The organism is Xanthobacter sp. YC-JY1, assembly GCF_021730305.1.
Classification (GTDB): Bacteria; Pseudomonadota; Alphaproteobacteria; order Rhizobiales; family Xanthobacteraceae; genus Xanthobacter; species Xanthobacter flavus.
Genome location: NZ_CP032674.1, coordinates 2,091,240 through 2,117,350, shown reverse-complemented (window position 1 = coordinate 2,117,350; position 26,111 = coordinate 2,091,240). Strand labels below are relative to the sequence as shown.

25 protein-coding genes and 1 tRNA gene are annotated in these 26,111 nt (G+C 67.8%); 6 read left to right on the top strand and 20 right to left on the bottom strand.

Translation table 11 applies throughout. The features are described from left to right. Positions 1 to 96: 96 nt before the first annotated feature. The 4 genes from D7006_RS09925 to D7006_RS09910 form a co-directional block, all read right to left on the bottom strand. Entirely contained in the window at positions 97 to 2,313 is a 2,217-nt protein-coding gene (locus D7006_RS09925; protein ID WP_237356466.1) for an OmpA family protein, read from the bottom strand. Positions 2,314 to 2,431: 118 nt separating this feature from the next. Continuing rightward, on the bottom strand, positions 2,432 to 3,748 hold the full coding sequence (locus D7006_RS09920) for a porin (protein WP_229643965.1): 1,317 nt from the start codon (positions 3,746 to 3,748) through the stop codon (positions 2,432 to 2,434). Between the two features lie 394 nt (positions 3,749 to 4,142). Beyond that, positions 4,143 to 5,606 carry a porin gene (locus D7006_RS09915; protein ID WP_237356465.1) on the bottom strand — a complete coding sequence of 488 codons (1,464 nt, stop codon included), beginning with the start codon at positions 5,604 to 5,606 and terminating at the stop codon, positions 4,143 to 4,145. Between the two features lie 592 nt (positions 5,607 to 6,198). After that, complete coding sequence (locus D7006_RS09910; RefSeq protein WP_237356464.1) at positions 6,199 to 7,065, bottom strand: DMT family transporter; 867 nt, start codon at positions 7,063 to 7,065, stop codon at positions 6,199 to 6,201. A gap of 143 nt (positions 7,066 to 7,208) precedes the next feature. On the opposite strand from D7006_RS09910, the gene D7006_RS09905 reads away from it, so the two are divergent. Continuing rightward, positions 7,209 to 8,573, top strand: coding sequence for a PLP-dependent aminotransferase family protein (locus D7006_RS09905; RefSeq protein WP_237356463.1), 1,365 nt, complete (start codon positions 7,209 to 7,211; stop codon positions 8,571 to 8,573). Between the two features lie 22 nt (positions 8,574 to 8,595). Here the strand turns inward: D7006_RS09905 and D7006_RS09900 are convergent, their stop codons facing one another. The 9 genes from D7006_RS09900 to D7006_RS09860 form a co-directional block, all read right to left on the bottom strand. Beyond that, positions 8,596 to 8,970 (bottom strand): VOC family protein, encoded by a 375-nt coding sequence (locus tag D7006_RS09900; protein WP_237356462.1) that lies wholly within the window; start codon positions 8,968 to 8,970, stop codon positions 8,596 to 8,598. Positions 8,971 to 9,035: 65 nt separating this feature from the next. Continuing rightward, complete coding sequence (locus D7006_RS09895) at positions 9,036 to 9,731, bottom strand: YafY family protein (protein WP_237356888.1); 696 nt, start codon at positions 9,729 to 9,731, stop codon at positions 9,036 to 9,038. A 229-nt stretch (positions 9,732 to 9,960) separates the two neighbouring features. Then, positions 9,961 to 10,052, bottom strand: a tRNA-Ser gene (locus tag D7006_RS09890). Positions 10,053 to 10,179: 127 nt separating this feature from the next. After that, on the bottom strand, positions 10,180 to 12,156 hold the full coding sequence (locus tag D7006_RS09885) for a tetratricopeptide repeat protein (RefSeq protein WP_237356461.1): 1,977 nt from the start codon (positions 12,154 to 12,156) through the stop codon (positions 10,180 to 10,182). Positions 12,157 to 12,212: 56 nt separating this feature from the next. Beyond that, positions 12,213 to 12,926: a glutathione S-transferase N-terminal domain-containing protein gene (locus D7006_RS09880; RefSeq protein ID WP_169121080.1), complete on the bottom strand. Its 714-nt coding sequence runs from the start codon at positions 12,924 to 12,926 to the stop codon at positions 12,213 to 12,215. Between the two features lie 93 nt (positions 12,927 to 13,019). Next, positions 13,020 to 13,508, bottom strand: coding sequence for a GNAT family N-acetyltransferase (locus D7006_RS09875; RefSeq protein ID WP_237356460.1), 489 nt, complete (start codon positions 13,506 to 13,508; stop codon positions 13,020 to 13,022). Beyond that, positions 13,499 to 15,028 carry a glycosyltransferase family 39 protein gene (locus tag D7006_RS09870; protein ID WP_237356459.1) on the bottom strand — a complete coding sequence of 510 codons (1,530 nt, stop codon included), beginning with the start codon at positions 15,026 to 15,028 and terminating at the stop codon, positions 13,499 to 13,501. The genes D7006_RS09875 and D7006_RS09870 overlap by 10 nt, the downstream gene beginning before the upstream one ends. 104 nt (positions 15,029 to 15,132) lie before the next feature. After that, complete coding sequence (locus D7006_RS09865; protein ID WP_169121083.1) at positions 15,133 to 15,423, bottom strand: acylphosphatase; 291 nt, start codon at positions 15,421 to 15,423, stop codon at positions 15,133 to 15,135. Positions 15,424 to 15,429: 6 nt separating this feature from the next. Further along, the gene (locus tag D7006_RS09860; protein ID WP_237356458.1) at positions 15,430 to 16,251 is read right to left on the bottom strand and encodes a cell envelope integrity EipB family protein; all 822 of its coding nucleotides are present in this window, start codon (positions 16,249 to 16,251) and stop codon (positions 15,430 to 15,432) included. A 132-nt stretch (positions 16,252 to 16,383) separates the two neighbouring features. On the opposite strand from D7006_RS09860, the gene D7006_RS09855 reads away from it, so the two are divergent. The 4 genes from D7006_RS09855 (at position 16,384) to D7006_RS09840 (ending at position 19,741) form a co-directional block, all read left to right on the top strand. Next, entirely contained in the window at positions 16,384 to 16,848 is a 465-nt protein-coding gene (locus D7006_RS09855) for a RidA family protein (RefSeq protein ID WP_169121085.1), read from the top strand. Between the two features lie 12 nt (positions 16,849 to 16,860). Then, positions 16,861 to 17,610, top strand: a complete 750-nt coding sequence (locus D7006_RS09850; RefSeq protein WP_237356457.1) for a glycerophosphodiester phosphodiesterase family protein — start codon at positions 16,861 to 16,863, stop codon at positions 17,608 to 17,610. 64 nt (positions 17,611 to 17,674) lie between these two features. Then, positions 17,675 to 18,847: a GNAT family N-acetyltransferase gene (locus D7006_RS09845; RefSeq protein ID WP_237356456.1), complete on the top strand. Its 1,173-nt coding sequence runs from the start codon at positions 17,675 to 17,677 to the stop codon at positions 18,845 to 18,847. A 123-nt stretch (positions 18,848 to 18,970) separates the two neighbouring features. Beyond that, positions 18,971 to 19,741: a proteasome-type protease gene (locus D7006_RS09840; protein ID WP_169121088.1), complete on the top strand. Its 771-nt coding sequence runs from the start codon at positions 18,971 to 18,973 to the stop codon at positions 19,739 to 19,741. A gap of 80 nt (positions 19,742 to 19,821) precedes the next feature. Here the strand turns inward: D7006_RS09840 and D7006_RS09835 are convergent, their stop codons facing one another. The 5 genes from D7006_RS09835 to D7006_RS09815 form a co-directional block, all read right to left on the bottom strand. Further along, on the bottom strand, positions 19,822 to 20,280 hold the full coding sequence (locus D7006_RS09835) for a peptidylprolyl isomerase (RefSeq protein ID WP_024279472.1): 459 nt from the start codon (positions 20,278 to 20,280) through the stop codon (positions 19,822 to 19,824). Between the two features lie 95 nt (positions 20,281 to 20,375). Further along, the gene (locus D7006_RS09830; protein ID WP_229643951.1) at positions 20,376 to 20,930 is read right to left on the bottom strand and encodes a peptidylprolyl isomerase; all 555 of its coding nucleotides are present in this window, start codon (positions 20,928 to 20,930) and stop codon (positions 20,376 to 20,378) included. 70 nt (positions 20,931 to 21,000) lie between these two features. Continuing rightward, on the bottom strand, positions 21,001 to 21,510 hold the full coding sequence (gene coaD / locus D7006_RS09825; protein WP_229643950.1) for a pantetheine-phosphate adenylyltransferase: 510 nt from the start codon (positions 21,508 to 21,510) through the stop codon (positions 21,001 to 21,003). A gap of 108 nt (positions 21,511 to 21,618) precedes the next feature. Next, a complete protein-coding gene (locus D7006_RS09820) occupies positions 21,619 to 22,335 on the bottom strand; it encodes a metal-dependent hydrolase (protein WP_237356455.1) in 717 nt (238 codons plus the stop codon). 115 nt (positions 22,336 to 22,450) lie between these two features. Then, positions 22,451 to 23,182 (bottom strand): cytochrome c biogenesis CcdA family protein, encoded by a 732-nt coding sequence (locus D7006_RS09815; protein ID WP_169121093.1) that lies wholly within the window; start codon positions 23,180 to 23,182, stop codon positions 22,451 to 22,453. Between the two features lie 182 nt (positions 23,183 to 23,364). Between D7006_RS09815 and D7006_RS09810 the strand changes: the two genes are divergently transcribed. Further along, positions 23,365 to 24,372 carry a YcjF family protein gene (locus D7006_RS09810; RefSeq protein WP_237356454.1) on the top strand — a complete coding sequence of 336 codons (1,008 nt, stop codon included), beginning with the start codon at positions 23,365 to 23,367 and terminating at the stop codon, positions 24,370 to 24,372. Here D7006_RS09810 and D7006_RS09805 read toward each other — a convergent pair. Both D7006_RS09805 and D7006_RS09800 read right to left on the bottom strand, forming a co-directional pair. After that, entirely contained in the window at positions 24,358 to 24,942 is a 585-nt protein-coding gene (locus tag D7006_RS09805; protein WP_169121095.1) for a hypothetical protein, read from the bottom strand. The two genes, D7006_RS09810 and D7006_RS09805, sit on opposite strands and share 15 nt — an antisense overlap. Next, the gene (locus D7006_RS09800; protein WP_169121096.1) at positions 24,939 to 26,111 is read right to left on the bottom strand and encodes a VWA domain-containing protein; all 1,173 of its coding nucleotides are present in this window, start codon (positions 26,109 to 26,111) and stop codon (positions 24,939 to 24,941) included. The genes D7006_RS09805 and D7006_RS09800 overlap by 4 nt, the downstream gene beginning before the upstream one ends.

Here is a 26,111-nt window from a genome sequence, read left to right as displayed (position 1 = left end):
GCCGGCTCCCCCCGTTCCGGCCGAGCGCGTAGCCGGTGGCCAGGCCGATGACCGCAGCCCCGAGCACGTAAGGCCAAAGCGCGACGGCGAGATAGATCATGGCGCGCGCTCCTTCACCTCGACCTCGATGCGCCGGTTCAGCGCCCTGCCCGCCTCGGTGTCATTGGGGGCCACCGGCTGACCCGAGCCGAGCCCGGCTGCCGTCAGCCGGTCAGGGGCGATGCCCTCGGCGGCCAGCGCGGTGACCACGGCCTTCGCCCGCGCCTCGGAGAGGCGCACATTGGCAGCCGCATCGCCGATGCCGTCCGTATGGCCGGACACCCGCACCAGCCCCTCCGGGCATCGCTTCAGCACGGCGGCAATACGATCCACGAGGCCGCGGCTCAAAGGATCGATGTCCGCCGTGGCGCCGACGAAGCGGACCGTCCCGCGCGACAGCAGCTCCCCGACCAGCCGGCCGCATTCCGCCACGCTCACCGGCGGGGCGGACGGAGCCAGCTGGAGCGCCGTCTCGACCACGAAGGGCGGTCGCGCAGCTCGCTTCAGTGCCGCCTCCACCTCGCCTCCCACGGTTGTGTCGAGCACCGTTCCGCTCAGGCGCATCTGCGCATCGGCGACACTCAATTCGCCGGAGGACAGACGGGAGAGCTGGGCAAGCCCGGCGAGCACCGCGTCGCGGAAGCCGGATGGCGCTCCGCCGCCGACCGCCGACACATCATTGACCTTTTCGCGCAGGAAGTCGCGCTCCAGCGCGGCCTTGATGGCGAGATGCACCGCCTCGTCCGGATAGAAGCCGGAGACCGTGAGCTCGCCGGCCTCCCGCCGGACCGAGAAGACATAAGGCGAGATGGCCGGCGGCCGCACGCCCTTGGCGTCGACGATGACACCGGCCGGCGGCGTCCGCACCGCCTGCATCACGGCAAGGTAGCCCGCAGAATCGGCCGCCTCGCCCGACAGCACCATCCGCGTGCCGGACACCTCCGCCGAGCCGGCATGCATGCGGGCGAGCTGAGCGACGGCGAAGCTGGCGGCGCTCGCCCATACCTCGGGCGCCGGGCCGCCGGAAGCGAGCTGCAGGTCGTCGGCGACCGGCACGCCCTGAAAGCCCGAGCGCGCGGCGTCCAGCAGCAGGCGTCGGGCCTCCTCGGACGGCGCGAAGCCGGAAAGCCGCACCTGCTCGGGACTGCGTTCGATCTGCCAGGTAAACGGCGAGGCGCGCGGCGGCTCCACTGCGAAGCGCACGATCTGGAAGCCTTCGGGCGGCTGCCGGCGCAGCGTGAGGAGGATGTCGAAGGAGGTGAAGCTGGGCGCGGCGCCCTCGATGGAAATGGTCGAATCCGACAGCGTCACCCGTCCCTCGGGAAGCTGGGCCAGGGCCGCGCCAGCGAAGCGCACCGCCCGCATCCAGAGCTCCGCGCTCGGCGCACCATCGGCGAGCAGGGTGTCGTCCTTGATGCCGATGCCCGGCACGGTCGAGGACAGGGCCTTCGCCACCTCGGACCGCGCATCTGCCGATGGAACGTAGCCGCTGAGCCGCAGCACCGTCCCATCGCGCACCGCCGACCACAGGAACGGGGCGGCGACCGGCGGGCGCACCTCGAAGCGCGCGAGCACCATGCCGCCGGGCAGCGGGCCGTGCAGGGTCTGGGCCAGTTCGTCATAGCTCGCGAGGTCGCGGGCCCGCCCTTCCAGCGCAATTGCGCCATCCGACAGCGTGAGCCGGCCGGACGGCAAGCGCTTCAGCTGGCCGAGGCCGAAGATGACCAGCGCCGCGAAATCACCGGGCGGCGCCCCGCGGGCCCGCACCAGCCGGTTCTGCCCGGTCACCTGCTCCCCGCCACTGCGCGCAGCCGCGACGATCCGCACGAGGGCATCGGCGGAGGGAACGTAGCCATCGAGGGCGATCGTGCGCCCGTCCTTCACCGCGCTGAAGGTGAAGGGGTGCCGCTCGGGAAGAAGGGTGGTTGCATCGCGTACCACGCGAACGCCGAACAGGCCTTCCAGCGAAGCGCGCACCTTCGCCCGCGCCTCCTCGGCCAGGGCCTCGCCCTCCATGGTGGCGTCGCGGCCCTGGAAGCGGGCGGACGCCCAGGACTCCCCCGTACGCGCAAGCACATCGCGCGCCGCCGAATCGAGATCGGCCTCGATGGGGCCACGGGCGAACAGGATGGTGAAGACCGTAAGGGCGGCGAGCGCAGCGAGCCCGGCGGCCAGCGGCCACAGGCGCTGCCAGCCCTTGCCCCGGCGCGGCTGGCCCTGCTCGAGCCCGCCCTCGCCCGCCGTGTTCGCCTCGCCTTGCCGCACCACGCACACCCCGCTGTCCGCCCCGCTCTCGGGAGCCGGAAGGGGACTTCAGCATACTTCGCCGTCGCACCGGAAGCCTCGCGGGTGAAGACGGCATTAGAGGGGCGCCGCGGTGTGCCGGGTCACCTCAGAAATCGCGGGAGATGAACAGAAGCACCTGCTGTGCGCCCACCGAAGGCAGCGCCGGCGCGAAGGCCGTGGGCCTGTAGCTGGTGGCGGAATTGTAGGTGTAGTCATATTGCAAGGCGATGGAGACTTTCTTCACCGGTGCAAAGGCGACATAGCCACCGACATTGTAATTCTTGCCACCCGACGCGCCATAGAAGGCCTGGATGCCAGTGGTGTTGAACTCGTAAGCGGCATAGCCGCCGAACAGGGCCGAACTCCACCGCTCGTTCCAATTGTGCAGGAGCGAGGCGGTGACGTTCCAGCCGGACACCCTAGTGACGTTCCTGCCAGCGCCGACGAAAGCGTCCGGCACGCCATAGTCGCCCGAGGGATCCTGCAGGCCGAGATAGGACGTCGCGCTGCTCGTATAGGCCGACTGGAGATAGAGCGTATCCTCCTCGCCGAGCGCCGGCAGGTTGAACATGACGCCCGCCTGCAGCGCATAGCCCCAGCCGCCGCCGAGCGTGACGGTCGGAGTCTGCACAGCGGTCGCACTGACCTGATGCAGGGCGCCGGACAGTTGCAGCGTGCCCCAGGACGCCTGGTATTTCAGGTTCGCGACCAAATCGGGAGCGCTCACTCCACCCTGATCGTCATAAGGGCCGAAGAGGTTTGGATTGCGGGCGAGAATACCGCTTTGGCGGTTCGCCGCATCTTCCAGCGAAAAGCTCGTGCTGAGGTTTTTGGAGAATTCGTAGGTGTAGCTGACGAGGTTCAGCCGCGTGTCGTCGCCGATGGTGGCAGGGTCGGTGCCCAGCACGTTGGCGTTGCCATAGAAATCGAAAACCGATTGGCCGTGGCCGATGGTGAAGCCCGCAATCTGGACGTAGGCGTCGCGCAGGTCGATCTGCGCCGGCTTCGAGCCCGTGGGTGTTATCGGGCCATCCGACCAGGGATCGGATGTTCGCCACCGGAACCGCGTCTCGAAATAGGCGCGCACCGTGCCGTAGTCGGTCGCCGTGCGGGTGTCGAGAATGAGCCCGCCGGTCGAGATGGAATAGGTCTTGTCGTAGTTCGGCGGGTACTGGGTATAGGTGTTGTAATAACCCTCGACCCAAAGGTACCCGCCGACACGCAGGCAGGTGTCAGTACCCGGAATGAAGACAAAGCCCGGCCCTTGTGCCGTGCAGGCTCTCACGCGGGCGTCGGCTGCCCGTTGCGATATCAGGTCCGCGGCGGCAGCCCGTCCCTGCGCCCAACCTGCCGCGACGACGACCCCGCCGGCAAGGATCAGGCAGTGGAGACGGCGCAATACGACGGCGCGGGCGATCGGCATCGACCCCTCTCGCGGTAATCACGAGCGACCAGCAGCGGGCTCAACGTGTACAGACGTGCAGAGCCGCCATTGCCAACCCTAGATGGCACTCACAGAGCAACCCGCGTCCGCGGTAGAAGCGAAAAATTGAAAATGCAGACGGCGGGCGTGCCGCGATCCGCTCATGGCCTGAGCGCAGTATAGCGCGAAGTAAATTCGAGCAATGCCGAAATTGCGCGGGCGCCGGACTGTGATGGCGCGGCCGGCACATCGACGCGCGCACGGGAAATGCGCGATGGGTCTCAGATAAAGACCACACTCGATGGCGAAGACAAAAAGCCCCCGCAAGGTGAAGTACAGACAAAGAAAAACCCCGGTGGTTGCCCACCGGGGTTCTTCGTCCGATCGCGAAGGATCAGAAGTTGCGCTGCACGCGGACGCCGCCCGACCAGATGTCGGTGGAGCCGCCCACGAGCGAGCCGATGGTGGCGCCCGCAGCGTTGACCGCAGCGTACTGGCCGAGCGGCACAGAGCCGTCAACCTTAGAGTACAGAAGTTCTGCGCCGATATCGAGGTTCTTCACCGGCGACCAGATGGTGTTCACACCAACCTGCCACATGTTGAAGTTCTGAGCGGCGACGATGTTCGTGGGAACTTCGTACTTCAGGTAGCCAGCATAGAGCGCCGAGCGCAGGCCCGGGGTCCAGTAGTGGCGGAACTGGCCCTGGATGGCCCAGCCGGTGGTGAGCGCGGGCTGACCGAAGAGGTCGGCCACGGCATCAGCCACGGTGTAGAAGGCGCCCGAAGCGAACAGCGAACCGCCGACCTGGGTCAGGCTGACCGAGCCCACCGAGGTGGCCTGGCCCTGCGACGTGCCCGACAGACCGATGTAGGACACGGCGCCCTGCTCGTAGCCAGCCTGGATGAAGAGGCTGTCGCCAGCCGCAAGCATCGGGAGCTTGAACTCGACGTGACCGCCGATCGCCCAACCCCACTCGCTGGTGGTGCCCATGCCCGGGTAGAAGCCGTTATACAGAGCAAGGGTGCTCACGACCTGGTGCAGAGCACCAGACAGCTGAGCCGTACCCCAAGCGCCGTCATAGCGCAGGTTCGCGACGATGTCGGGAGCCTGCTGACCGCCCTGGTAGTTGGTGTAGGTCAGGCCGGTGGCGGCGGTGGTGACGTTGAAGACAGGCGTCGCGGTGGAGCCGGTCATCTGCACGCCGGTGGTGCGGTTGGCAGCGTCTTCCAGCGAGATGGTCGCCGAGAAGCCGTTACCGAACTGCGCCGTGTAGGCGAGCATGGTGGTCCAACGGTTCGAACCCGCATACGGGGTGGTCAGCATGTAGCCAACGCCCGGGTCGAAGAACGACTGGGTGTAACCGAAGGTGAAGCCCGAGAACTGAATGAACGCGCGCTCGAAGTAGAGGCCGTTGCTCGCGCCGACGCCGGCGCCAGACTGCGAGTTCCACTCGGCGCCGAAGCGCACGTAGGAGCGGAGCGTGCCGTAGTCGGTCTGGGTGCGGGCGTCAAAGTCGATGACGCCGCGGACGCGGGTCAGGTAGTCCGGATCATCGCCATCCGTGAAGGGATAGGCGAACACGCCGACGCCGGGACCGTTGAAGGCCGTGCCGGTGGTCGACGAGATGGCCGGGTTGAAGGTGCCGACAGCGTTCACATAGGTGTCAAAACGGGCGTAGCCGCCGATCTTGATGCAGGTGTCGGTGCCGGGGATATAGAAGTAGCCCGCGCCATACGCAGAGCAGACCTTCACATACTCAACCGGCTTTGCCTTGACAGGCAGGTCGGCGGCCTGGGCTCCAGCGACCGCGACGAGACCCGCCGCGCTGCCGAGGAGAAGGCTCTTCACCATCTTCATCGTGACCTCCAAGTTGGTTCCGAGGGAGCGAGTTCCGCTTCGCCGGTGCGGCTGCACCCCGAGAGGGTTCTTGCCCCGATTCCCATTCCGCCCTCAGACCCCCCGAGCGCGGACCGGTCGACCGGGGACTGCCCCCCTTCGTCGCAAAGCCAACATACAAAAGGCCAACCTGTGATCAATCCAAACCATGCCGATCACGGCCCCGAGAGGGTGCTTTTCCAGCGGGTGTTGCAGGAATGGCACGCTAGGTCATGGCCTACCTCGATACCAAGCCCCATTCGCCGCATGACCGAAGGTCATTAAGGTTAAGTCATTGATAATGATTGTGTATTTTTGCAACACCGGGTTCGGCGATGCGCTTGAGCTGAGCCTTTGAGGCGACCCGTTCCCGTCGTTGGGGACACCCACCATGGTGCCGCCCCGATGGGCCGCCGCACCGGCTCCAGGCCCCGCCGGCCCCCGGTCGTGACGACAAGCAGAAACGGCCGGTGTCCCGCGATTGAGGCGACTTTTCTGCCGCCGCACCATACCGCGCAACGGTTTCCCCTATGGCACCCGGGCTCGAATCGAGGCGCTCGGTTCACCCTGCCATTCAGCGGCGGGCGAAGTGCCGGGCGCCGGCCACGCACAGCACCACCACGCCGGTGGCGGCGAGCATGGGCCAGGCGATGCTCTCCCCCAGCACCGCGGCTGCCAGCATCAGCCCGAGGAAGGGCTGCAACAGTTGGAGCTGTCCGACCCCGGCGATTCCCCCCAGGGCCAGGCCGCGATACCAGAAGACGAATCCGATCAGCATGCTGAACACCGAGACGTAGGCGAGGCTCGCCCAGGCCGGCATTCCGATTCCCGTCCAGTGGTCGGGGCGGACGGTCAGGGCAATCGCTGCCATGAAGGGCAACGCCAGCAGCAGCGCCCATGAGATGACCTGCCAGCCGCCGAGGCGCCGCGAGAGCGTCGCGCCCTCGGCATAGCCGAGCCCGCAGAGCACGACGGCGCCAATCATCAGCATGTCGCCTGACAGTGAGCCGTCCGCACTCCGTGACAGCGCGAAGCCTGCCACAGTCGCCGCTCCGACGCAGGAGAACAGCCAGAAGGCCGGCTTCGGCCGCTCGCCGCCACGGAGCACGCCGAAGATGGCGGTGGCGAGCGGCAAGAGGCCGATGAAGACGATGGAATGGGCCGCCGTGATGTGTTGCAGCGCCAGTCCGGTGAGCAGCGGAAACCCGACCACGACGCCGATGGCGACGATGGCCAAGGATAAGAGGTCATCCGCGGCCGGTCGCACCTGCCGATGCGCGGCCAGGAACACCCCGCCAATGATCGCGGCGATGACGGCCCGCGCGGAGGTGAGGAAGAGCGGCGAGAAATCGACGACGGCGAGCCGCGTCGCCGGCAACGAGCCGCTGAAGATGACGACGCCGAGAAATCCGCTGCCCCAGCCGGCTGCATTGCGTTCCATGTGACCTCGCTTTCGGGCCCGCGATACGCCTGCGCCGGTGGCGGAGACAGCCACACTCACATACAATTCTGCCAAACTGTATTAGTTCACGGAACCACACAGTGGCATTGCCAAAGCCCGGCACGACACGCACCGAGGCCCTGATGGCGGAAATTCGGGCCCGCATCTCAGGCGGCGCCCTGCCGCCCGGTGATCGCCTGCCCTCGGTCCGCCGCTTCGCCGCGGCGATGGGCGTCTCGCCGTCCACGGTGGTGGAGGCCTATGACCGGCTGGAGGCCGAAGGCGTCATCCGCGCGCGGCGCGGTTCGGGCTTCTACGCGACCGCCACCGGCCTGCCGCGCGATCCGCCGCTGATGGCGCTCGGCCATGCGGATGCGCCGCGCGCGCCGGATATCGACCCGTTCTGGGTCTCGAAGCAATCGCTCGATGCCGGGCCGTCCGTGCTCAAGCCCGGCTGCGGCTGGCTGCCGGACGACTGGATGCCCGTCTCCGCCCTGCGCAAGGGGCTGCGGACGCTCGCCCGCGCGGACGGCGCTCTGCTCACGGAATATGGCGGCACGCGCGGCCCAGCGGCGCTGCGCCGGCTGCTGCTCGGGCGGTTCGCCGAGGAGGGTATCGGCGCAACGCTCGACCAGGTGATGCTCACCGGCTCGGGCACGCAGGCCATCGATCTGATCTGCCGGCTGTTGCTGCGGCCGGGCGATGCCGTGCTGGTGGACGACCCCTGCTATTTCAACTTCCAGGCGCTGCTGCGCGCCCATCCGGTTCGCGTCGTCAGCGTTCCCATGACGCACACCGGGCCGGATCCGGCCGCGTTCGAGCGGGTGCTGGGGGCGGAAACGCCGTGCCTCTACATCACCAACTCCGCGCTCCAGAACCCGACCGGAGCGACCCTCTCCCCCCAGGCGGCCCACCGCGTCCTCACGCTCGCGCAGGCGCACGGGCTCACCATCGTCGAGGACGACATCTTCGCCGATTTCGAGCCGGCGCCCTCCCCGCGCCTCGCCATCCTCGATGGCCTCAACCAGGTGATCCGCATCGGCAGCTTCTCCAAGACCCTCTCCTCTGCCATCCGCTGCGGCTACATCGCGGCACGGCCGGAGTGGATCGAGGCCTTGAGCGACCTGCAGATCGCCACGAGCTTCGGCGCGGTCAGCCCGGTGGCGGGCGAATTGGTGGCGGGCATCCTCACCGGGGGCGGCTATCGCAAGCACATGGAGGAGGTGCGCCATCGCCTGACCCGCGCCCGGCTGGAGGCGGCGGAACAGCTCGGCCGGCTCGGCATCGTCCCATGGCTGATGCCACGAGGCGGCTTCTATCTGTGGTGCCGCCTGCCGGAGGGGCTTGAGTCCGCTATGATCGCGGGACGCTGCCGGGAAGAAGGGGTGATCCTTGCCCCCGGCAACGTCTTCAGCGTGGCCCAGTCCGCCAGCGCCTTCCTGCGTTTCAACGTGGCGCAGATGGGCGACCCGCGGGTGCTCACGGCGCTGGCCCGGGCCATGGGATGAGCAGGGCCAGCACCGCCAACGCCTACATCTCCTGGCTCAGGGCATAGACGCGCAGACGGTGGCCGTCCGGATCGAGCGCGACGAAGCTTCGGCCGAATTCGAGGTCGATGGGCAGCAGAGCAATGGCCGCGCCCCTAGCCAGCCATTCGGCGTGCGTCTCATCGACCGCCGCGGGCGCATCCACCTTGAAGCCGATTTCACAGCCTCCACCGGCGGCGACCGGCGCGGGCGTCACGCCGCCGCGTCCCAATAGGCCGAGGCCCAGCCCGGACGGGAGGATGAACATGGCGAAGCTCGGGCTCGCTTCGACGGGCTCCATTCCAAGCAGCGTCGCATAGAAGGCGGCGCTCGCCACCGCATCGGAGACGTAAAGGAGAACGTTGTTCTTGTTGGTCATTTCGGGTTCCTGTCATGAAGGACAGGCGAGACCCTAGAGTTCGATACTGCCAGATTCCGGCAGCATCATGCGTCCGGCGGCTGCTTTTTCTGGGCGATCCGCCATCGCTTCAGCAAAGCCTGACGACGCTCGGGATAGCGTGCATCCAGAAGGTCGGCGAGGGCGATGCGGTCCGTGCGGAAGGAGCGGAAGTCCTGGCGCAGTTCGCACCATCCCAGCAGAACGCGCACATGGTCGAAGAAGGCCAGCGCGAACGGCCAGACCACACGCTGCGACGGCGCGCCGGAGCCGTCGCGATAGGCAATCGACAGCTTGCGTTCCGTCCGGATCGCTTTTCGCAGAATGGCGGGATCGATCGCGTCGGCCGGAATATCCGCACCCGGCGCGATCAGGAGGGAAGACGCGTCCAGCTCGTCCCGCAAATCGGGCGGCAGGACGGCGCTGATGCGCGCCAGCGCGCTGCGGGCCGCGTCACGCAGGCGATTGTCCGCCCGCTCCGCCACCCAGCGGGAGCCGAGGACAAGCGCCTCGATCTCCTCCGGCGAGAACATCAGCGGCGGCAGGAAGAAGCCCGGCTTCAGGACGTAACCAACGCCGGGCTCGCCCTCGATGGTCGCGCCCTGCGCCTGAAGGCTGGCGATGTCGCGGTAGAGGGTGCGGATGCTGACGCCGATCTCATCCGCCAGGACCTTGCCGCTCACCGGGTGACGATGGCGCCGCAAAGCATGGAGAAGGTCGAGAAGGCGTTCCGAACGGGACATGCCCGCAAGTCTACACCACCGGCAGCTGCCATAAACTGGCAGGAGTAGGAATGAGCCCCGACATGAGGCTGTGTCTCGATCACCCAAGCCGTGATTCCAGCGCCTCGGGGATGACGCGGTTGGGCGGTTGGGCTCTTGAGCACTATGGCCGGCCGGTCAGTGGGTGGAAGCGCACACTGCACTGCCGCCCGCCAAAACCGCGGGCTTTTTCAAAACCTTATGGGGAAAGTGGCGGAGACGGAGGGATTCGAACCCTCGAGACCCTTTTGGGGGTCTGCTCATTTAGCAAACGAGTGCCTTCAGCCTCTCGGCCACGTCTCCAACGCCCCTTCCTATGCCGGACCGCTGCGCCCTTTGCAAGGCGCCATAGCCATTCCCTGCACGGCTTCTCCCCGCCAAACTGCTCTGCGGCATCGAAATTCACGCTGCCAACCCGCGTCGGGCCAGCTCAGCGCCCTGCCGCCATGGCACGGATTTCGTCGGCGATTGCGTTGAAAACCCCGCCCCACTCGCCCGCCTCGGACTGCCGGAACAGACGCACGCTGGGAAAGAAGACGCTGCGGTCGCCGGAATATCCCCATCGCCAGTCCGGCACCGCGCGCAAAGCCCCAAAGGTCGGGTGCGCCCGCGCACCGCACAGGTGGGTCAGCGCCGTGTCGCTCGATACGACGAGATCGAGGTGATGGAGAATGCCGACAGTATCGATGAAAATGCCGTCCGCGTTGAAATCGTCGCCAAGCTCGATGATGGAATTGGCGAATGCCACCTTGCGGAGTTGCTCCGTCCCCGGCCCATGCTGGAGGCTGACGAGACGGACGCCGGGAATCTCGGCGAGGGGCGCGAACGCCGCGAGCGGAATGGACCGGCCGACATCCACGTTCCGGGACGGGTTGCCCTGCCAGTTGATGCCGACGTTGAAGCTCCCCTCGTCGCGCACCCAGCGCCACTTGGCGATGCGCTCCGGCGGGGCCGTGAGATAAGGCGCCGCTGGCCATTTCTCGGGCTTCGGTTGCAGCAGGAGCGGCAGGCTGCCGGCTGGAACCCAGCGCAGACCCGGCTGAGTGGTGTCGATGGCCGACAGGTCTCCGGCGACGGCGACGCGCGCATCAAGGTTTTTAAGCAGCGGCACCAGCCCGGGCCGCGTCAGAAGCACCGTGCGGATCCCGTCATCGGCGAGCGATCGGACCAGACGGAAGAACAAGAGCTCGTCGCCGATTCCCTGCTCGCCCACCACCACGAGCAGTTCCGGCCGCTCGCGCCCGTCCCACCGGATGAAATCCAGCGGCCGATAGGGCGGCGGCAGCAGGTGATCGCGCGATTCGTACGCCGCCCAGCCCACCTCCCAGCGCCCCCGCGCCAGATCGTCGGCGGCAGCCATAAAGCGGCCATTGGGCTCGTTGGGGTCAAGGCGAAGGGCAGTGTCCAGCGCCGGGCGCATCTCATCCGGGCGGCCAAGGTCGCCGAGAAGGCGGGCACGGGTGACATGGGCGGAGGCAAGCCGCGGATCGGCGGCGAGGGCGGCCTCCACATCGGCCAGCGCCCCGGCGAAATCGCCTTCCGCCCGGCGGATTTCGGCGCGATGCTGCAGGAAGAGGGCTGCACCGGGGGTCTGGGCCAGAGCGAGGTTGCACTGAGCGAGCGCGGCCGGGAACTCCTCCAGATGCCGCAACACGACGATCAACGCCTCGCGCGCCTTCATATCCGAAGGGTCGCGCTCAAGGCCGGCGACAAAGCAGTCTCGCGCCTCCTTGAGCTGACCGCTCGCCATGAGGCTTCGGCCCTTGATGACGTACCCCTCCGCTGACCTCGGTGCGAGGCGGATCGCCTGCGTCGCCGCATTCACGGCTTCACCCGGACGATTGAGTTCGTAAAGCGTGGTCGCCTTGGCCGCCCAGAATCGCGCCTCGCCCGGCAGTTGGGAAATGAGCTGCTCGATATCGCTGAGCGCAGCCTGAAGACGGCCGAGTTGGAGCAATGCCGTCGAGCGGTTCGCCCGCGCCTCGACCGACCTGCCGTCAATCCCCAGCACGCGGTTATAGCCCGTCACTGCCTCTTCCAGACGACCAAGACGCGCCAGGGTGTTGGCAGCGAGGTAGTGGGCCTCCACGAGGCCAGGGTCGAGCTCTGCCGATTTCTCGAAGGCGGCGAGGGCGCGGTCCCACTTTTCCTCGGCCTGGTAGACGGCGCCCATGATGAGCTGGGCGTGGGGATTGGACTTGTGGCCGTCCCGCGCCTTGCGCGCGACCGCGTGGGCTTCCTTCGGACGGCCCGACTGAAGCAGCGCTAGCGTCAGCAGCCGCGCCACCTCGAAGGAATTCGGGGCCTCGCGCAAGATCGCCCGGTAGATGGGGATCGCCTGATCCAGGCGCCCTTCCCGATGCAGCGCCCCGGCGCGGGCGAGGTCGGCCCGAAAATCCTTCTGCATGCGCCCCCCAATGGCGTGCGTGGTCGGTCCGCGCGGTCGCGTGAACCTTACTGCCGTCAGGTGCGGGCGCGCTGGCCGAACAGGATGCTCTGGGCTTCCTTGTCCTTGGAGAGGTCGTGCTTGGCACGCTCCTCCTGGTTCACCGCGAGGCCCCGCTGCACCGCCGGGCGGGCGAGCACGCGCTCCAGCCAGGCCTTGAAGTGGGGGAATTCCTCGATGTGCTGGCCCTGCCGCTCCCACAGCTTGGCCCATCCGATGCAGGCGATATCGGCGATGGAATAGTCGCCGGCGAGATACTCCCGGTCCTTCAGGCGCGTGTTCATGACGCCGTAGAGCCGGTGCACCTCGTTGGTGTAGCGCTCGACCGCGTAGGGAATCTTTTCCGGCGCATAGATGCGGAAATGGTGCGCCTGCCCGGCCATGGGGCCGAGGCCGCCCATCTGCCAGAACAGCCACTGCTCCACCTCGACCCGCTTGCGCTCGTCGGAGGGATAAAACTGGCCGGTCTTGCGGCCGAGATACTGCAGGATGGCACCCGACTCGAACACCGAGATCGGCTCACCCCCCGGCCCATCGGGATCGACGATGGCGGGCATCTTGTTGTTGGGGGAGATGGCGAGGAAATCGGGCTGGAACTGGTCGCCCTTGCCGATGTTCACGAGCTTCACCGTGTAGGGAAGCCCGCACTCCTCGAGCATGATGCTGATCTTGTAGCCGTTAGGCGTCGGCCAATAATAAAGCTCGATCGGCGAAGACTGGACTGCGGCCATCATGCCCTCCCTGCGGCCTGTGCCGCCGCTTCGGTAAGAGGTAGACACCCCCCGGGGCCGGGGCAAGGGGGGACCACCGAAGGCGCCCGCCTCCTAGGCCAGAACGATCTTGAAGCCCTCGTGGGAATTCGCGAAGCCGAGCCGGCGATAGAATCGATGTGCATCGGACCGCAGCTTGCTGGAGGTGAGCGTGAGCGCGGCCACACCTTCCGCAGCCGCCTTCTCCATGGCGAAGCGCACCATGGCCTCGCCGATGCGCTGGCCGCGCAGGCTCCCGTCCACCTGCACCGCTTCCAGGAATGCGCGCCTGGCGCCCTGCCCCGGGAGGCTGGTCACGAACACCAGCTGGAACGTGCCCACCACACGCCCCTCCAGCTCGGCTGCATAAAGGTGCGCCCGCGGATCTTCCGCAATGGCGGCAAAAGCCGCGCGATAGCGGTCCAGCGCATCCGGTGCGGTGGTGTCGCCATGGCCGCCCAGCGTGTCGGCGGCGAACAGCGCCACCAGCGTGGGAAGGTCGCCGGGGCGGGCCTCGCGGATCAGGAGACCGGCGGGGGGCGCGGGCTCGGGTGTCAGCGGCACAGCGGGTCGTCCGGCGGGAGAATGGTCATCTGCCAATCGCTCCAGCGGTGGGGATTCATCCAGGGGGACCACCATTTCACCGACACTTCGATGGTACTTTGATCCGCCGGCGGCAGGAGCAACTTGGGCAGGCCGTTGAAGATGCCGGTGACGCGGGCGCAGCCGGTGGTGGGGCGGGACGGCGGCCGGTATTGGTTTTCGCGCACGATGACCACCCGCGCCCCGGGGATGGCGGCCCTCAGCCGACCGGCGGAGGTCCGGTCGTCCGCGACGAGGGTCGGGGCGGCGCCGAGCTTGTTCGCCACCGCCACCTGAAGCTTGTAGAGGGGCTCCGCGGCGATGCAGCGCCCGCACAGCCGGGGGTCGGGCCACAGCGGCACCACCATGCGCGAGACCATGATGCCGCCGCTGACCACCGCCAGCAGGGTGAGATAGATCCACACCCGCGGCCGCCAGCCGCCGAGCCGTTCCAGCTCGGCGAACAGATAGACCGGCAGCAGCAGCAGGAAGACGTGGAAATAGCGGTCGCGCAGGCTCGCGGTGCCCATGGCGAGCGTCGAAACCAAGGTGACGGCGATGCCGATGACGATGACGGACCGCAGCACGCGCCGCGCGGCGCCGCGCTCGGGGGCGTCGGGCGTGGCCCCATCGCCGCGATTGTAGGGGAGGAACACCAGCGCGACGACCAGCACCAAAGGCAGCACATAGCCGAACAGGGCGCCGACCGTGGCGGAGACCACCGCGTCCCATCCCGCGCCGGTGATGCCGATGGTCTGGGCCGTGGCCTCGGCGACGTTCTGTCCGTAGTGCCAGAGCGCGAAGCCGTAGATGCCGAGCGGCACCGCTGCCACCACGAAGGTGACGAGCAGGCGGGGATCGAGAATCACCTTCCGGTAGGTCGGCTCCAGCAGGCAGGCCACCAGCAGCACGCCGAGGAAGGCGACGAAGCCGAACTTGCCGAGCGTGCCGGCGGCAATCCACAGCCCGAGCCCGGCATAAAGGCCGAGGCTCCGATGGCGGCTCAGCGCCATCACCGTGAGGAAGGCGCCGGCGATCGCGACGATCATCACGTTGGAATGGGTCAGGATGCGGTGGCTGTGATAGCCGATGACCCAGATGAACGAGAGCGAGAAGGTGGCGAGCGCCTGCAACCGCGGATCGGCGATCATCCGCCGCGCCACCCGATAGACCAGCATGGCGCAGGCAAACAGCAGCGTGTAGCGCAGCACTGCGAAGGACAGGGTGCCGACGCCGAGCACGCGCTGCAGGGCCCACAGCAGCCAGTCGAACAGCGGCGGGTTGCGCGGGACGTAGGAGAGCTCCAGCGACTGCACCATGTAGCTCTCGATGGCGTCGTCCGCGTTCACCGCGATCTCGAACACCACCGCGATCACCGCGTGCAGGACCATCCAGAGGCCGACGATGAAGGCGACGCCTTCGGGCCGGGCCCAGAAGGGGGCCCCCTGCGCGCCAGCCGCTGCGGACGCGGGCGCATCCCTGTCGAGATAAGTGTCGGTCACGGGGCACTCCTCATCAGCGCCTCTATACTGTCGCGGAGGGCGAGGCGCCACCGCGGCGAGCGCGGGGCTGCGGCGTCGAGCGATGCCGGAACGGGCAGGGAAAACTAGAGGGTTTCGAGCACGGTGAAGCGGTCGCGCCCGCCGGCGGCCAGCGCCGCGTCGGACACCTCATGCACCAGCATCTCGTCGACGCGGGCGCCGGCGGGGCCGGAGCGGCAGGCCGCGAGCATGGCCTCGACCACCTCCGGAGGGCCGGCGAACACCGCCTCCACGGCGCCGGAACGGCGGTTGCGCGCGAAGCCCAGGAGACCGCGCCCCTCCGCCTCCCGCGCGCACCAGGCGCGATAGCCGACGCCCTGCACCCGCCCGCGCAGCATCACATGGACATAGCGCATAGGCGCCTATTCCGTGCAGGCGCCGGGCGGCGTCAGCACCTCGAACGACGCCATGGCACCGACCAAGGCGAAGCGGCCGTAGTCGATCTTTAGGCTGCCCACGACGCCGTTGTCATAGAGCGAGAAGCTCATGACATAAGCGGGCGTGCGGTCCACGCCGCCCTCGTCGAAATAGCTGATGGTGACGGGATAGAAGGTGCGCCCGGCGAGCGTCGCCTTGGCCGGGGCCGCGAGGCGGCTCTCGTCGGTGCTGGGGCGGCCGATGACGGCCAGGGTGTCGAACACCTTCTGCGGGTCGCTCGCGCCGTCATAGACCTTGGCTTGATAGACGCTTTCCCCCGCCGCAGCTGCGGCCAGCACCTTCTTCACATGCTCGGTGGGCATCAGGATGTTGCCCTTGAGGGTGAAGGTGGCCGACTCGGGCTTGGTGACGACGACCCTCAGGGCCGGCGGCTCCTGTCGCTCGACATTGGCCTCAAGCTCCAGCCCGTCGTCGTCGCCGCCCTCGGTGGTGGCCAGGAAACGATAGGTCTTGCCGGCGCCGTCCTCCCAGGCCTTGGAGGTGACGGTCTGGCGCAGCGGCTCGCCACCGGTGGAGGCGGCGCTCTGTTGGCTGGTGACGGTGGTGTAGCCGGCGCAGGCGTCGCCGGTGATCTCGTAGCGAATCTCGCCGTTCATCTCCTCGAGCTGGCCCGAGGGCTTGGAGCCGTCGAGGGAGAGGCGGTAGGTCGCCTTGTGCGGCAGCAGGTTCACCGCGCCGGCAGGCAGCGCGGAGAAACTCCACAGGCCGGCCATCATCGCCGCGGCGAGGCGCAAATGCGTGCTCATGTCTCAACTCCTTCCGGGCGTCCGGCGCGGACAACGCATGCGTGCCGCCCGCGTGTCGCGTTGCTTGCGCCGGCGCGGCTCTTCGGCGAAGAGGATGGCTTAATTGCGCGCTGCATATGGCAGGAGGCCATCATGACTTCATCCGTCGAAAAGAAGCTCGCCGAACTCGGAATCACTTTGCCGAGCCCCAAGCCGCCCATCGCCAATTATGTGCCGGCGGTGCGCACCGGCAACCTGCTGTTCATTTCCGGGCAGGTTTCCGTCGACGGCGAAGGCAAGATGGCGACCGGCAAGCTCGGCGCGGGCGTGGACGTGGCGGCCGGCCAGGCGGCCGCGAAGCTCTGCGCCATCAACATCCTCGCCCAGGTGAAGGCCGCCATCGGCGACCTCGACAAGGTGGTGCGGATCGTGAAGCTCGTCGGCTTCGTCAATGCCACCGGCGACTTCACCGACCATCCTAAGGTGGTGAACGGCTGCTCGGACTTCTTCGTCGAGGCGCTGGGCGACAAGGGTCGGCATGCCCGCTCGGCGGTGGGCGTCTCCGGCCTGCCCTTCGATGCCTCGGTGGAAGTGGAAGCCATCGTCGAGATCGCCTGAGCGGAGATGACCATGGGCGACCTGAGCTGGATCACTGCCCGCCCGGTCGCCCATCGCGGCCTGCACGACAAGGACCGCGGCCGCATCGAGAACTCCCTGTCGGCCGCCGAGGCGGCGGCCGTCGCGGGCCATCCCATCGAGCTGGACATCCAGATCAGCGCCGACGGCGAGGCCGTGGTGTTCCACGACTTCACCCTCGATCGCCTCACGGCGGCCAAGGGCGCGGTCTCGGCGCTGAGCGCGGCGGAACTGGGCCGCACGGCTCTGATGGGCACGCCGGACACGATTCCCACCCTCGCCGACTTCCTTGCTTGCGTCGGCGGGCGGGTGCCGCTCTTCATCGAGATCAAGAGCGCGTTGTCCGGCGACACGCGGCTCGCGGTGCGGGCGGTGGATGTGCTCAAAGACCATGGCGGCAAGGTCGCGCTGATCTCCTTCGATCCGCAGATGCTGGCCGAGGCGAAAGCCCGTGCGCCGCACATTCCCCGCGGCATCATCGCTCAGGCGCGCTATGACGGCGCCCACTGGCCGGGCATGACGCCCGAGCGCGCACGGATGCTGGCGGACATGGATCACCATGCCTCCAGCGGCTACGATTTCATCACCTATCATTTCACCGATCTGGACCATCCGGCGCTGATCGCGGCGCGCGCGCGGGGCGTGCCCGTCACCGCCTGGACCGTTCGCAGCCCGAAGGATGCCGCCCGCGCGCTGGCCGGCGCGGACCAGATCGTGTTCGAGGGGTTCACGCCGCAGGGATAGGGGCGTAAATCTGCGGCGTCCTGTCGCGGTGGTTAGTCTCTGCCGCAATGCACACTTAAGCTCGATGCCCGACGCCCACATCCGCATCCTGCCCAACCTGTCCGAGATCAAGGCGGCCGACTGGGACGCCTGTGCGGCGGGCGGGGCGGCCCACCCCGAACCGTTTGTGAGCCACGCTTTCCTCTCTGCCCTAGAGGAATCCGGCTGCGCCGCCGCGCGCACCGGCTGGCTGCCGCAGCACCTCGTGCTCGACGGGCCGGATGGCAAAGCCGCCGCGGTCTGCCCGGCCTATCTGAAATCCCATTCGCGCGGGGAATACGTCTTCGATCAGGGCTGGGCCGACGCCTATATGCGGGCCGGCGGCGAATATTATCCCAAGGTTCAGGTGGCTGTGCCCTTCACCCCCGTCACCGGCCGGCGGCTCCTTCTGAAGGATCCGGACGATCCGGTGGGCCGGCTGGCGCTGGGCGCCGGCATCAAGCAGCTCGTGCGGCTGCGCGGCGCGTCCTCGGCCCATGTCACCTTTTCCACCGAGGAGGAATGGGAGGAGCTGGCGTCTCTGGGCTTCCTCAAGCGCACCGACCGGCAGTTCCACTGGACCAATGCGGGCTACGCCACCTACGACGATTTCCTCGCCGAACTCGCCTCCCGCAAGCGGAAGGCGCTGAAGAAGGAGCGGCGGGAGGCCATCGCGGATGGCATCTCCATCGAGTGGCTCACCGGCAAGACCCTGACGGAAGAAGCCTTCGACGCCTTCTTCATGTTCTATCTCGACACCGGCGGCCGCAAATGGGGCACGCCCTATCTCAACCGCCAGTTCTTCCAGCGCGCCGCCGAGCGCATGGCCGACCAGATTCTGCTGGTGATGGCCCGCCGCAACGGGCGCTACATCGCCGGTGCCCTGAATTTCATCGGCGCCGAGACGCTCTATGGTCGCTACTGGGGCGCGGTGGAGCACCATCCCTTCCTGCATTTCGAGGTCTGCTACCATCAGGCCATCGACTATGCGATCGCCACGGGCCTCAAGGTGGTGGAGGCCGGAGCGCAGGGCGAGCACAAGCTGGCGCGGGGGTATCTGCCCAAGGCCACCTTCTCCGCTCACTACATCGTGCACCAAGGCCTCGCCGGCGCTGTCGCGCAATATCTGGAGCGCGAGCGCACCCATGTGGAGGAAGATTCGGCGGTGCTGACCGAGCTCGGCCCGTTCCGGCGCTGCGAGGAGGAGGAGCAGGACTAGGCGGCTTCCGGGCCGGTCCCGCAGACGCAGGCGTGCGCTTTCTCCCCAATGCGACATCATCCGCCCGTTGCCCGGCTCACGGGCGGGTCGCTATAGTCCCCCCGCCAATCTTGGGGACAGGCGATGACGTATTGCTGTGGGGTTCTGGTTCGGGATGGTCTGGTGTTGATCGCCGACACCCGGACCAATGCGGGCCTCGACAACATTTCCACCTTCCGCAAGCTCCACATCTTTGAGGAGCCGGGCCACCATGTGCTCGGCCTTGCGACCGCCGGCAATCTCTCCGTCTCCCAGTCGGTCGTCAGCATGCTGAACGAGGGCGTGGAGGACCACGAAATCGGGGAGCGCAGGCAGCTGCGCGACTGCCGGACCATGTTCCAGGCCGCCCAGCTTGTGGGCACCGCCATCCGCCAGGTCCACAAGGTCAACGGCGCCTTCATGGAGCAGTCCAACGTCAGCTTCGACGTGTCCTTCCTTCTCGGCGGCCAGATCGCCGGCGACAGCCTGCGGCTCTACATGGTCTATTCCGCCGGCAATTTCATCGAGTGCACGCAGGACACCCCCTTCCTGCAAATCGGCGAGCACAAATACGGCAAGCCGGTGCTGGACCGCGCAGTGAACTACGACATGGAGATTTCCGAGGCGCTGAAATCGAGCCTCATCTCCATGGATTCCACCATGCGCTCCAATCTCGGCGTGGGCCTGCCCATCGACGTGATGGTGGTGACGCCGGATTCGCTCCACTCCGAGCTGATCTATCGCATCGAGCCCGGCGAGCCCTATTTCCACGATCTGCGCGAGCGCTGGTCGGCCGCGCTGCGCTCGGCGCACGCCTCCATTCCGAAGCCGCCTTACCTGAAGAACGCCCGCCCAAGGGTGGTCAACGAGGCCTGAGGCACAAAGCCTTCTGAGGAATGAAAAAGGGCGCCCCAGCGGGCGCCCTTCTTGTTTTCGACCTGTGCGGGAACCGAAGCTCAGGCCGCCTTGGGGGCGAGCTTGGCGGTAACGATCTTGTCCGGATCCTTCACGGGCTCGCCGCGCTTGATCTGGTCGATGTTGTCCATGCCGTCGATCACCTCGCCCCACACCGTGTACTGGCGGTCCAGGAAGCGGGCGTCGGTGAAGCAGATGAAGAACTGGCTGTCGCCGGAATCGGGGTTTTGCGCGCGGGCCATGGAGCAGGTGCCGCGGACGTGGGGCTGGGCGTTGAACTCCGCCTTCAGCTTCTTGCCCGAGCCGCCCATGCCGGTGCCGGTCGGATCGCCGGTCTGGGCCATGAAGCCCTCGATCACGCGGTGGAACGGCACGCCGTTGTAGAAGCCCTCGGAGACCAGCTCCTTGATGCGGGCGACATGGCCGGGGGCCAGATCGGGGCGGAACGCAATGGTCACCGGGCCCTTCGTGGTTTCGAGGATCAGGACTTCATCGCTCATCAATCTCTTCCTTCACTTGCGGCGCACCGGGCGCCGGTCGGGGAAACCGCTGCGGCGGCTGAGCCGGCCGCGGCGGGGCATCTTCTTGCTGACGCCTATTTGGCGTCGGCGGCGACCTGCATCTTCACGATCTTGTCGGGATTGGACACCGTACCGCCGGCACCGGAGCCCTTCTTGATCTTGTCCACGAACTCCATGCCCGACACCACTTGGCCCAGCACCGTGTACTGGCCGTTCAGGCTCGGGGCGGAGTCGAACATGATGAAGAACTGGGAATCGGCGCTATCGGGCGAGGAAGCCCGCGCCATGCCGACGACGCCGCGCGTGAAGGGGGTGTTGGAGAATTCCGCCGCCAATTTCTGCCCGGAGCCGCCCGTGCCGGTGCCGGTGGGATCGCCGGTCTGCGCCATGAAGCCGGCGATCACCCGGTGAAACGGCACGCCGTTATAGAAGCCCGTGCGGGTGAGTTCCTTGATGCGCGCGACGTGCTTGGGAGCGAGATCGGGGCGCAACTTTATAACGACCCGCCCGTAGGCCGTGTCGAGATAAAGCATGTTCTCTGCCTCCTGCTTGGTCTGCGCCGCCGCCGGCAGCGCGAAGGCGAGCACGACGAAGGCTGCGGCGAGGAAGCGGCCGAATAGGCGCGTCATATGGGTCTCTCCCGGAAAGCCCCGGCCTCGGGGCGGTTTGGCCGCATGGGCGCGGCGGCGAATGAGGGCGCTATCGCTTGAACTTGGCATCGAGCCGCGCCAGCACCTGCGGCGGCACGAAGGCGGAGACGTCCCCGCCCATGGACGCGATCTGCCGCACCAGAGTGGCGGTGATGGGGCGCACGCGGGGCGAAGCGGGGAGGAAAACCGTCTGGATGCCCGGCGCCAGCGTGCCGTTCATGCCGGCCATCTGCATCTCGTAGTCGAGGTCCGTGCCGTCGCGCAGGCCGCGGATGAGCAGCGTGGCGCCGAGCCGCTGGGCGGTGGTGATGATGAGATCGTCGAAGGTGATGGCCTCCAGCGTCGCATTCTCTTCCGCCGCCACCGGCCCGCACACCTCGCGCAGCATGGCGAGCCGTTCCTCGGCGGCGAACAGCGGCGCCTTGCCGGGATGGATGCCCACCGCCAGCACGAGCCGGTCGGCGAGGCGGCAGGCGGAGCGCACCACGTCCAGATGGCCGTTGGTGAGCGGATCGAAGGAGCCGCCATAAATGGCGGTACGGACGGTGTGTTCGCTCATGCGGCCTGTCTTCAGCCTGTTCTGGTCCCGCAAGGCCTAGCCTTGCGGGCGCCGGGACGCAATGGGCGGGGCCGGGAAGCCCCCGCTCAGGAGAAGCCCCCTCCCCGCTCAGACCTCGAACGAGCCGCCGCTCTCCGGGACGACGACCTTGACCGGGTGGCCCTTCAGCGCCTCAACGAAGGCGGAGGCGTCCTGCACCAGGATGGGGAAGGTGCCGTAGTGGATCGGCACCACCACCTCGACGCCCGGCAGGAAACGCCTCACCGCCAGCGCCGCGACCTCCGGCCCCATGGTGAAGCGGTCGCCGATGGGGATGAACACCACCTTCGGCGCGTGGATCTCGCACAGCAGGCCCATGTCGGAGAAGATGTCCGTATCGGCCATGTGCCAGACGGTGGGCTCGCCCGGCGCCTTCACGATGAGGCCGGTGGGGTTGCCGAGATATTCGGACGGCGCCGCAGGGCCGCCCGAGGAATGGTCGGCGCGCACCATGGTCACGGTGAAGCCGCCGAGGTCGAGCTTGCCGCCGGTGTTCATCATCTGCGGCGCATTGCCCGCGCCCTTGGCCGACAGGTAGGCGCACAGCTCGGGATTGGCCACCACCGGCAGGGTCCGGCTGGCGTCGGCGGCGTCCTCCACCAGCGAGAGCGTGTCGCCGATATGGTCGCCGTGGCCGTGGGTGAGCAGGATATGCGTCACCCCGCGCGAGGCTTCCTCCACGGTGGAGCGGAAGCTGGGATTGCCGGTGAAGAAGGGATCGATGAGGACGGCCTTGTCGGCAAAATCAAGCCGGAAGGCGGCGTGGCCGTACCAGGTGATCTTCATGGGATTGCCTCGGGTGGCTTGCGGGCGTGCGCGGGATGATCCGGCATTGCGCCGGCGCGCGAGGAAGGGTTCGGGGCGCGGAGTATCCCGGAAGCCCCGCCAACGCGCAATCTCCTCAGCCGATGGTGGACAGCGAGGGGAAGGTCTCGATCAGCCAGTAGCTCACATGGGCGATCCAGCCGGACATGAAGGCAATGCCGGTGAGCACCAGCAGCGCGCCCATGGCCTTCTCCACCACCGGCAGCATCTTGCGCATATGGACGAGGCCGCGCAGGAACGGCCGCACGGCGAACGCCGCCGCCAGGAAGGGCACGCCGAGTCCCAGCGAATAGACGGCGAGCAGGCCCGCGCCCTTGGAGACCGTCGCCTCCGATCCCGCCACCGCGAGGATGGCGCCCAGCACCGGGCCGAGGCACGGCGTCCAGCCGAAGGCGAAGGCGAGGCCCATCACGAAGGCGCCCCACAATCCTGCCGGCGCTTGCACATGCGGCCGCGCCGTGCGGTGCAGCAGATGGATGCGGAACACGCCGAGGAAGTTGAGCCCCATGACGATGATGGCGAGCCCGGCGATGATCGACAGCACGTCGAGATGCGCACGGAGCACATCGCCGATGGCCGAGGCGCCCGCCCCCAGCGCCACGAACACCACGCTGAAGCCCGAGACGAACAGCGCCGCCCCGACCAGCGCGCGCCGCTCCACCTCCTTCACCGGCTCGGCGCCGGCGAGGTCTTCCAGCGTGCTGCCGCCGAGAAAGCACAGATAAGGCGGCACCAGAGGCAGGACGCAGGGGGAAACGAAGCTTGCGAGGCCGGCGAGGAAGGCGGCAGGCAGGGTCACGTCGGCCATTCTTGGGTCGCGGCTCTCTTCTGGTGGACGGGAACGCCCCTCTTTGCGCCCCTATTGGAGCCCCGCGCCGGCCGGGGCAAGCCACACTTCGCCGCGCTCGCCGGCTTGTGAGCGGCGCCCTGCGCGGTTGGCGCGCGCGCCCGGCCCTTGCGGACGCCGCAATTCGGGGACATCTCAGCACCATGAGCGACGAGCGCAATTCCCCCCGGCGGCCGCAGGTGTTCCGCCTCGACGAGGCGAACATCACCCTGGCGCCGCCCGAAATGGCCGAGGTGGAAGCCGCTCTGCCCGTTCCGGTGCCGCCGAAGCGCGGCTGGGGCCTGTCCCTTGCCGGGCTGTTCTGGTCCGCCCTCGGGGGCGTGCTGAGCCTTGCCGCCTATGTGGGGCTCAGCAAGCTGGTCGAAGACCTCTACGCCCGCGCGCCGTGGCTCGGCTGGGTGGGCATCGGCGTCACCGCGCTACTTCTCATCGCCGCCATGCTGATCATCGCGCGCGAGGTGGCGGGGCTCTCGCGGCTGGCCCGCCTCGACGACATCCGCGACCGCGCCGAGCGCGCCTTGGCCGAGGATGACCGGCCGCTCGCCGGAGGCGTGGTCAAGGACGTGCTGAAGCTGTCCTCCCACGCCCCCACCCTCGCGCGGGCGCGCATGGATCTGGAAGGCCATCTCTCCGGCATCATCGACGGTGCCGACCTCGTGCGCCTCGCCGAGCGCACGTTGCTGCCCTCGCTGGATGCGCAGGCACGGCAGATGGTGTCGGACGCCGCTCGCAACGTCTCCGTCGTCACCGCGGTGTCGCCCCGCGCGGCGGTGGACCTCGCCTTCGTGCTCTACAGCGCGGTGACGCTGATGCGCCGCCTCGCCTATCTCTATGGCGGGCGTCCGGGCACGCTCGGCACCTTCCGCCTCGTGCGCCATGTGCTCGGGCATCTCGCCGTCACCGGCGGCATGGCGGCGGGCGATACGCTGGTGCAGCAGATCGTCGGCCAGGGTCTGGCCGCGCGGCTCTCCGCCCGGCTGGGCGAGGGCGTGGTGAACGGACTGCTCACGGCCCGGCTCGGCCTTGCCGCCATCGCGGTGACACGGCCGCTGCCCTTCACCGCCCTGCCCGCCCCGCGCCTCTCGGATGTGGCCACCGGGCTGATGCGCAAGGCCGAGGAAGAGGAAACGGTGGCCTCACGCCGGCAATAGGTGACGCGGCAGGGCCTCGGGCGTGTAGGTGACGGGCCGGTTGCGCCAGATCATCTCGGCGGTGGGCCATACCACGAACGCCCCCAGCGCACCGAGGAACAGGGCAAAGGCCCATTCCTGCTGCCAGATGGCGAAGCCGAAGACCGCAAGCAGGCCGGCGAGCGCAGCAAGGCCCGCCGCGACCATCATCCAGAAGCGGAACGGCGCATAGCCGCCGCGGCAGCGGGGCCGCGCGGCCGTGTTGGCGAGCGCCCGGTGCAGAGCCCGGACGAACGCCGCATAATCCTCCCGCTGGTCGCGCACACCGGTGAGCGAGATGCGCGAGGCAGAGCCCGCTTTCAGACGCGTGCCATCGCGCCCGGCGATCTCCATCTCGAAGCTGGGCGCGGCGAACTTGGCCGGCAGGAAGCGCAGTTGCACCGATGTGATGTCCGCCAACGGCAGCCGGCCCTCGCGCGGGCCGATGCTCCAGGCGAGCGCCACCCGGTCCAGCTCCAGCCGCACTCCCGCGCCGCCGAGGCGGGGCAGATGCGAATAACTGATCGGTCCCGCGGGAGAAGTGGCCGTCACGTCAGCTCCCGCATGGCGGAGTCGATGCCTTTCACAGTGAGGGGGAACATGCGCCCTTCCAGGATGTGGCGCACGAGGCGGATGGATTCCGTATAGCCCCAGTGCGGCTCTGGCACCGGGTTCAGCCAGACCGCCTTGGGATAGGTGGTGAGCAGGCGTTCGAGCCACAGCTTCCCCGGCTCGGCATTGTTGTGCTCCACCGAGCCGTTGGCGAACGTGATCTCGTAGGGGCTCATGGAGGCATCGCCGACGAAGATCAGCTTGTAGTCGTGGCCGTAGGTGTGGAGCACGTCGAACAGGGGAATGCGCTCGGAAGCCCGGCGGGCATTGGATTTCCACACGCTCTCATAGACGCAGTTGTGGAAATAGAAGTGCTCGAGGTGCTTGAACTCCATGCGCGCGGCGGAGAACAGCTCCTCCACCTGCTCCACGTGCCAATCCATGGAGCCGCCCACGTCGAGGAACAGCAGCACCTTCACCGCATTGCGCCGCTCCGGCCGCAGCTTCACGTCGAGATAGCCCTGGCGGGCGGTTTCCCGGATGGTGCCGTCGAGATCCAGTTCGTCGGGCGCGCCGATGCGGGCGAACTTGCGCAGCCGGCGCAGGGCGACCTTGATGTTGCGGGTGCCCAGCTCCACCCCGTCGTCGAGGTCCTTGAACTCGCGCTTGTCCCACACCTTCACCGCGCGGAAATTGCGGTTGCCGTCCTGGCCGATGCGCACGCCCTCGGGATTGTAGCCGTAGGCACCGAAGGGGGAGGTGCCGGCCGTGCCGATCCATTTGGAGCCGCCCTGATGGCGCCCCTTCTGCTCCTCGAGTCGCTTCTTGAGCGTCTCCATGAGCTTGTCGAGGCCGCCCATGGCCTCGATCTGCGCCTTTTCCTCGTCGGTCAGGTGCTTCTCGGCCAGCTTGCGCAGCCAGTCCTCGGGGATGGAATGCCCCTCCTCGCCCAGCGCCTGCTCTAGCCCCTTGAAGCAGCGGCCGAACACCTGGTCGAAGCGGTCGAGGTGGCGCTCGTCCTTCACGAGGCTCGCGCGGGCGAGATAGTAGAAGGCATCCACCTGCCGGCCGGCCACGTCGCGGTCCATGGCCTCCATGAGGGTGAGATATTCCCGCACCGAGACCGGCACGCCTGCGGCCTTGAGCGCCTCGAAGAAGGCAATGAACAT

Excerpts from the sequence above, each read along its gene's own strand:
- D7006_RS09810 (WP_237356454.1), top strand. The coding sequence starts at position 23,365 with ATGAGCGACGAGCGCAATTCCCCCCGGCGGCCGCAGGTGTTCCGCCTC.
- D7006_RS09920 (WP_229643965.1), bottom strand. The coding sequence starts at position 3,748 with ATGCCGATCGCCCGCGCCGTCGTATTGCGCCGTCTCCACTGCCTGATC.
- D7006_RS09905 (WP_237356463.1), top strand. The coding sequence starts at position 7,209 with ATGGCGGAAATTCGGGCCCGCATCTCAGGCGGCGCCCTGCCGCCCGGT.
- D7006_RS09840 (WP_169121088.1), top strand. The coding sequence starts at position 18,971 with ATGACGTATTGCTGTGGGGTTCTGGTTCGGGATGGTCTGGTGTTGATC.
- D7006_RS09855 (WP_169121085.1), top strand. The coding sequence starts at position 16,384 with ATGACTTCATCCGTCGAAAAGAAGCTCGCCGAACTCGGAATCACTTTG.
- D7006_RS09885 (WP_237356461.1), bottom strand. The coding sequence starts at position 12,156 with ATGCAGAAGGATTTTCGGGCCGACCTCGCCCGCGCCGGGGCGCTGCAT.
- D7006_RS09865 (WP_169121083.1), bottom strand. The coding sequence starts at position 15,423 with ATGCGCTATGTCCATGTGATGCTGCGCGGGCGGGTGCAGGGCGTCGGC.
- D7006_RS09860 (WP_237356458.1), bottom strand. The coding sequence starts at position 16,251 with ATGAGCACGCATTTGCGCCTCGCCGCGGCGATGATGGCCGGCCTGTGG.
- D7006_RS09910 (WP_237356464.1), bottom strand. The coding sequence starts at position 7,065 with ATGGAACGCAATGCAGCCGGCTGGGGCAGCGGATTTCTCGGCGTCGTC.
- D7006_RS09800 (WP_169121096.1), bottom strand. The coding sequence starts at position 26,111 with ATGTTCATTGCCTTCTTCGAGGCGCTCAAGGCCGCAGGCGTGCCGGTC.
- coaD (WP_229643950.1), bottom strand. The coding sequence starts at position 21,510 with ATGAGCGAACACACCGTCCGTACCGCCATTTATGGCGGCTCCTTCGAT.
- D7006_RS09845 (WP_237356456.1), top strand. The coding sequence starts at position 17,675 with ATGCCCGACGCCCACATCCGCATCCTGCCCAACCTGTCCGAGATCAAG.
- D7006_RS09900 (WP_237356462.1), bottom strand. The coding sequence starts at position 8,970 with ATGACCAACAAGAACAACGTTCTCCTTTACGTCTCCGATGCGGTGGCG.
- D7006_RS09880 (WP_169121080.1), bottom strand. The coding sequence starts at position 12,926 with ATGGCCGCAGTCCAGTCTTCGCCGATCGAGCTTTATTATTGGCCGACG.
- D7006_RS09830 (WP_229643951.1), bottom strand. The coding sequence starts at position 20,930 with ATGACGCGCCTATTCGGCCGCTTCCTCGCCGCAGCCTTCGTCGTGCTC.
- D7006_RS09915 (WP_237356465.1), bottom strand. The coding sequence starts at position 5,606 with ATGAAGATGGTGAAGAGCCTTCTCCTCGGCAGCGCGGCGGGTCTCGTC.
- D7006_RS09895 (WP_237356888.1), bottom strand. The coding sequence starts at position 9,731 with ATGTCCCGTTCGGAACGCCTTCTCGACCTTCTCCATGCTTTGCGGCGC.
- D7006_RS09835 (WP_024279472.1), bottom strand. The coding sequence starts at position 20,280 with ATGAGCGATGAAGTCCTGATCCTCGAAACCACGAAGGGCCCGGTGACC.
- D7006_RS09820 (WP_237356455.1), bottom strand. The coding sequence starts at position 22,335 with ATGAAGATCACCTGGTACGGCCACGCCGCCTTCCGGCTTGATTTTGCC.
- D7006_RS09815 (WP_169121093.1), bottom strand. The coding sequence starts at position 23,182 with ATGGCCGACGTGACCCTGCCTGCCGCCTTCCTCGCCGGCCTCGCAAGC.
- D7006_RS09850 (WP_237356457.1), top strand. The coding sequence starts at position 16,861 with ATGGGCGACCTGAGCTGGATCACTGCCCGCCCGGTCGCCCATCGCGGC.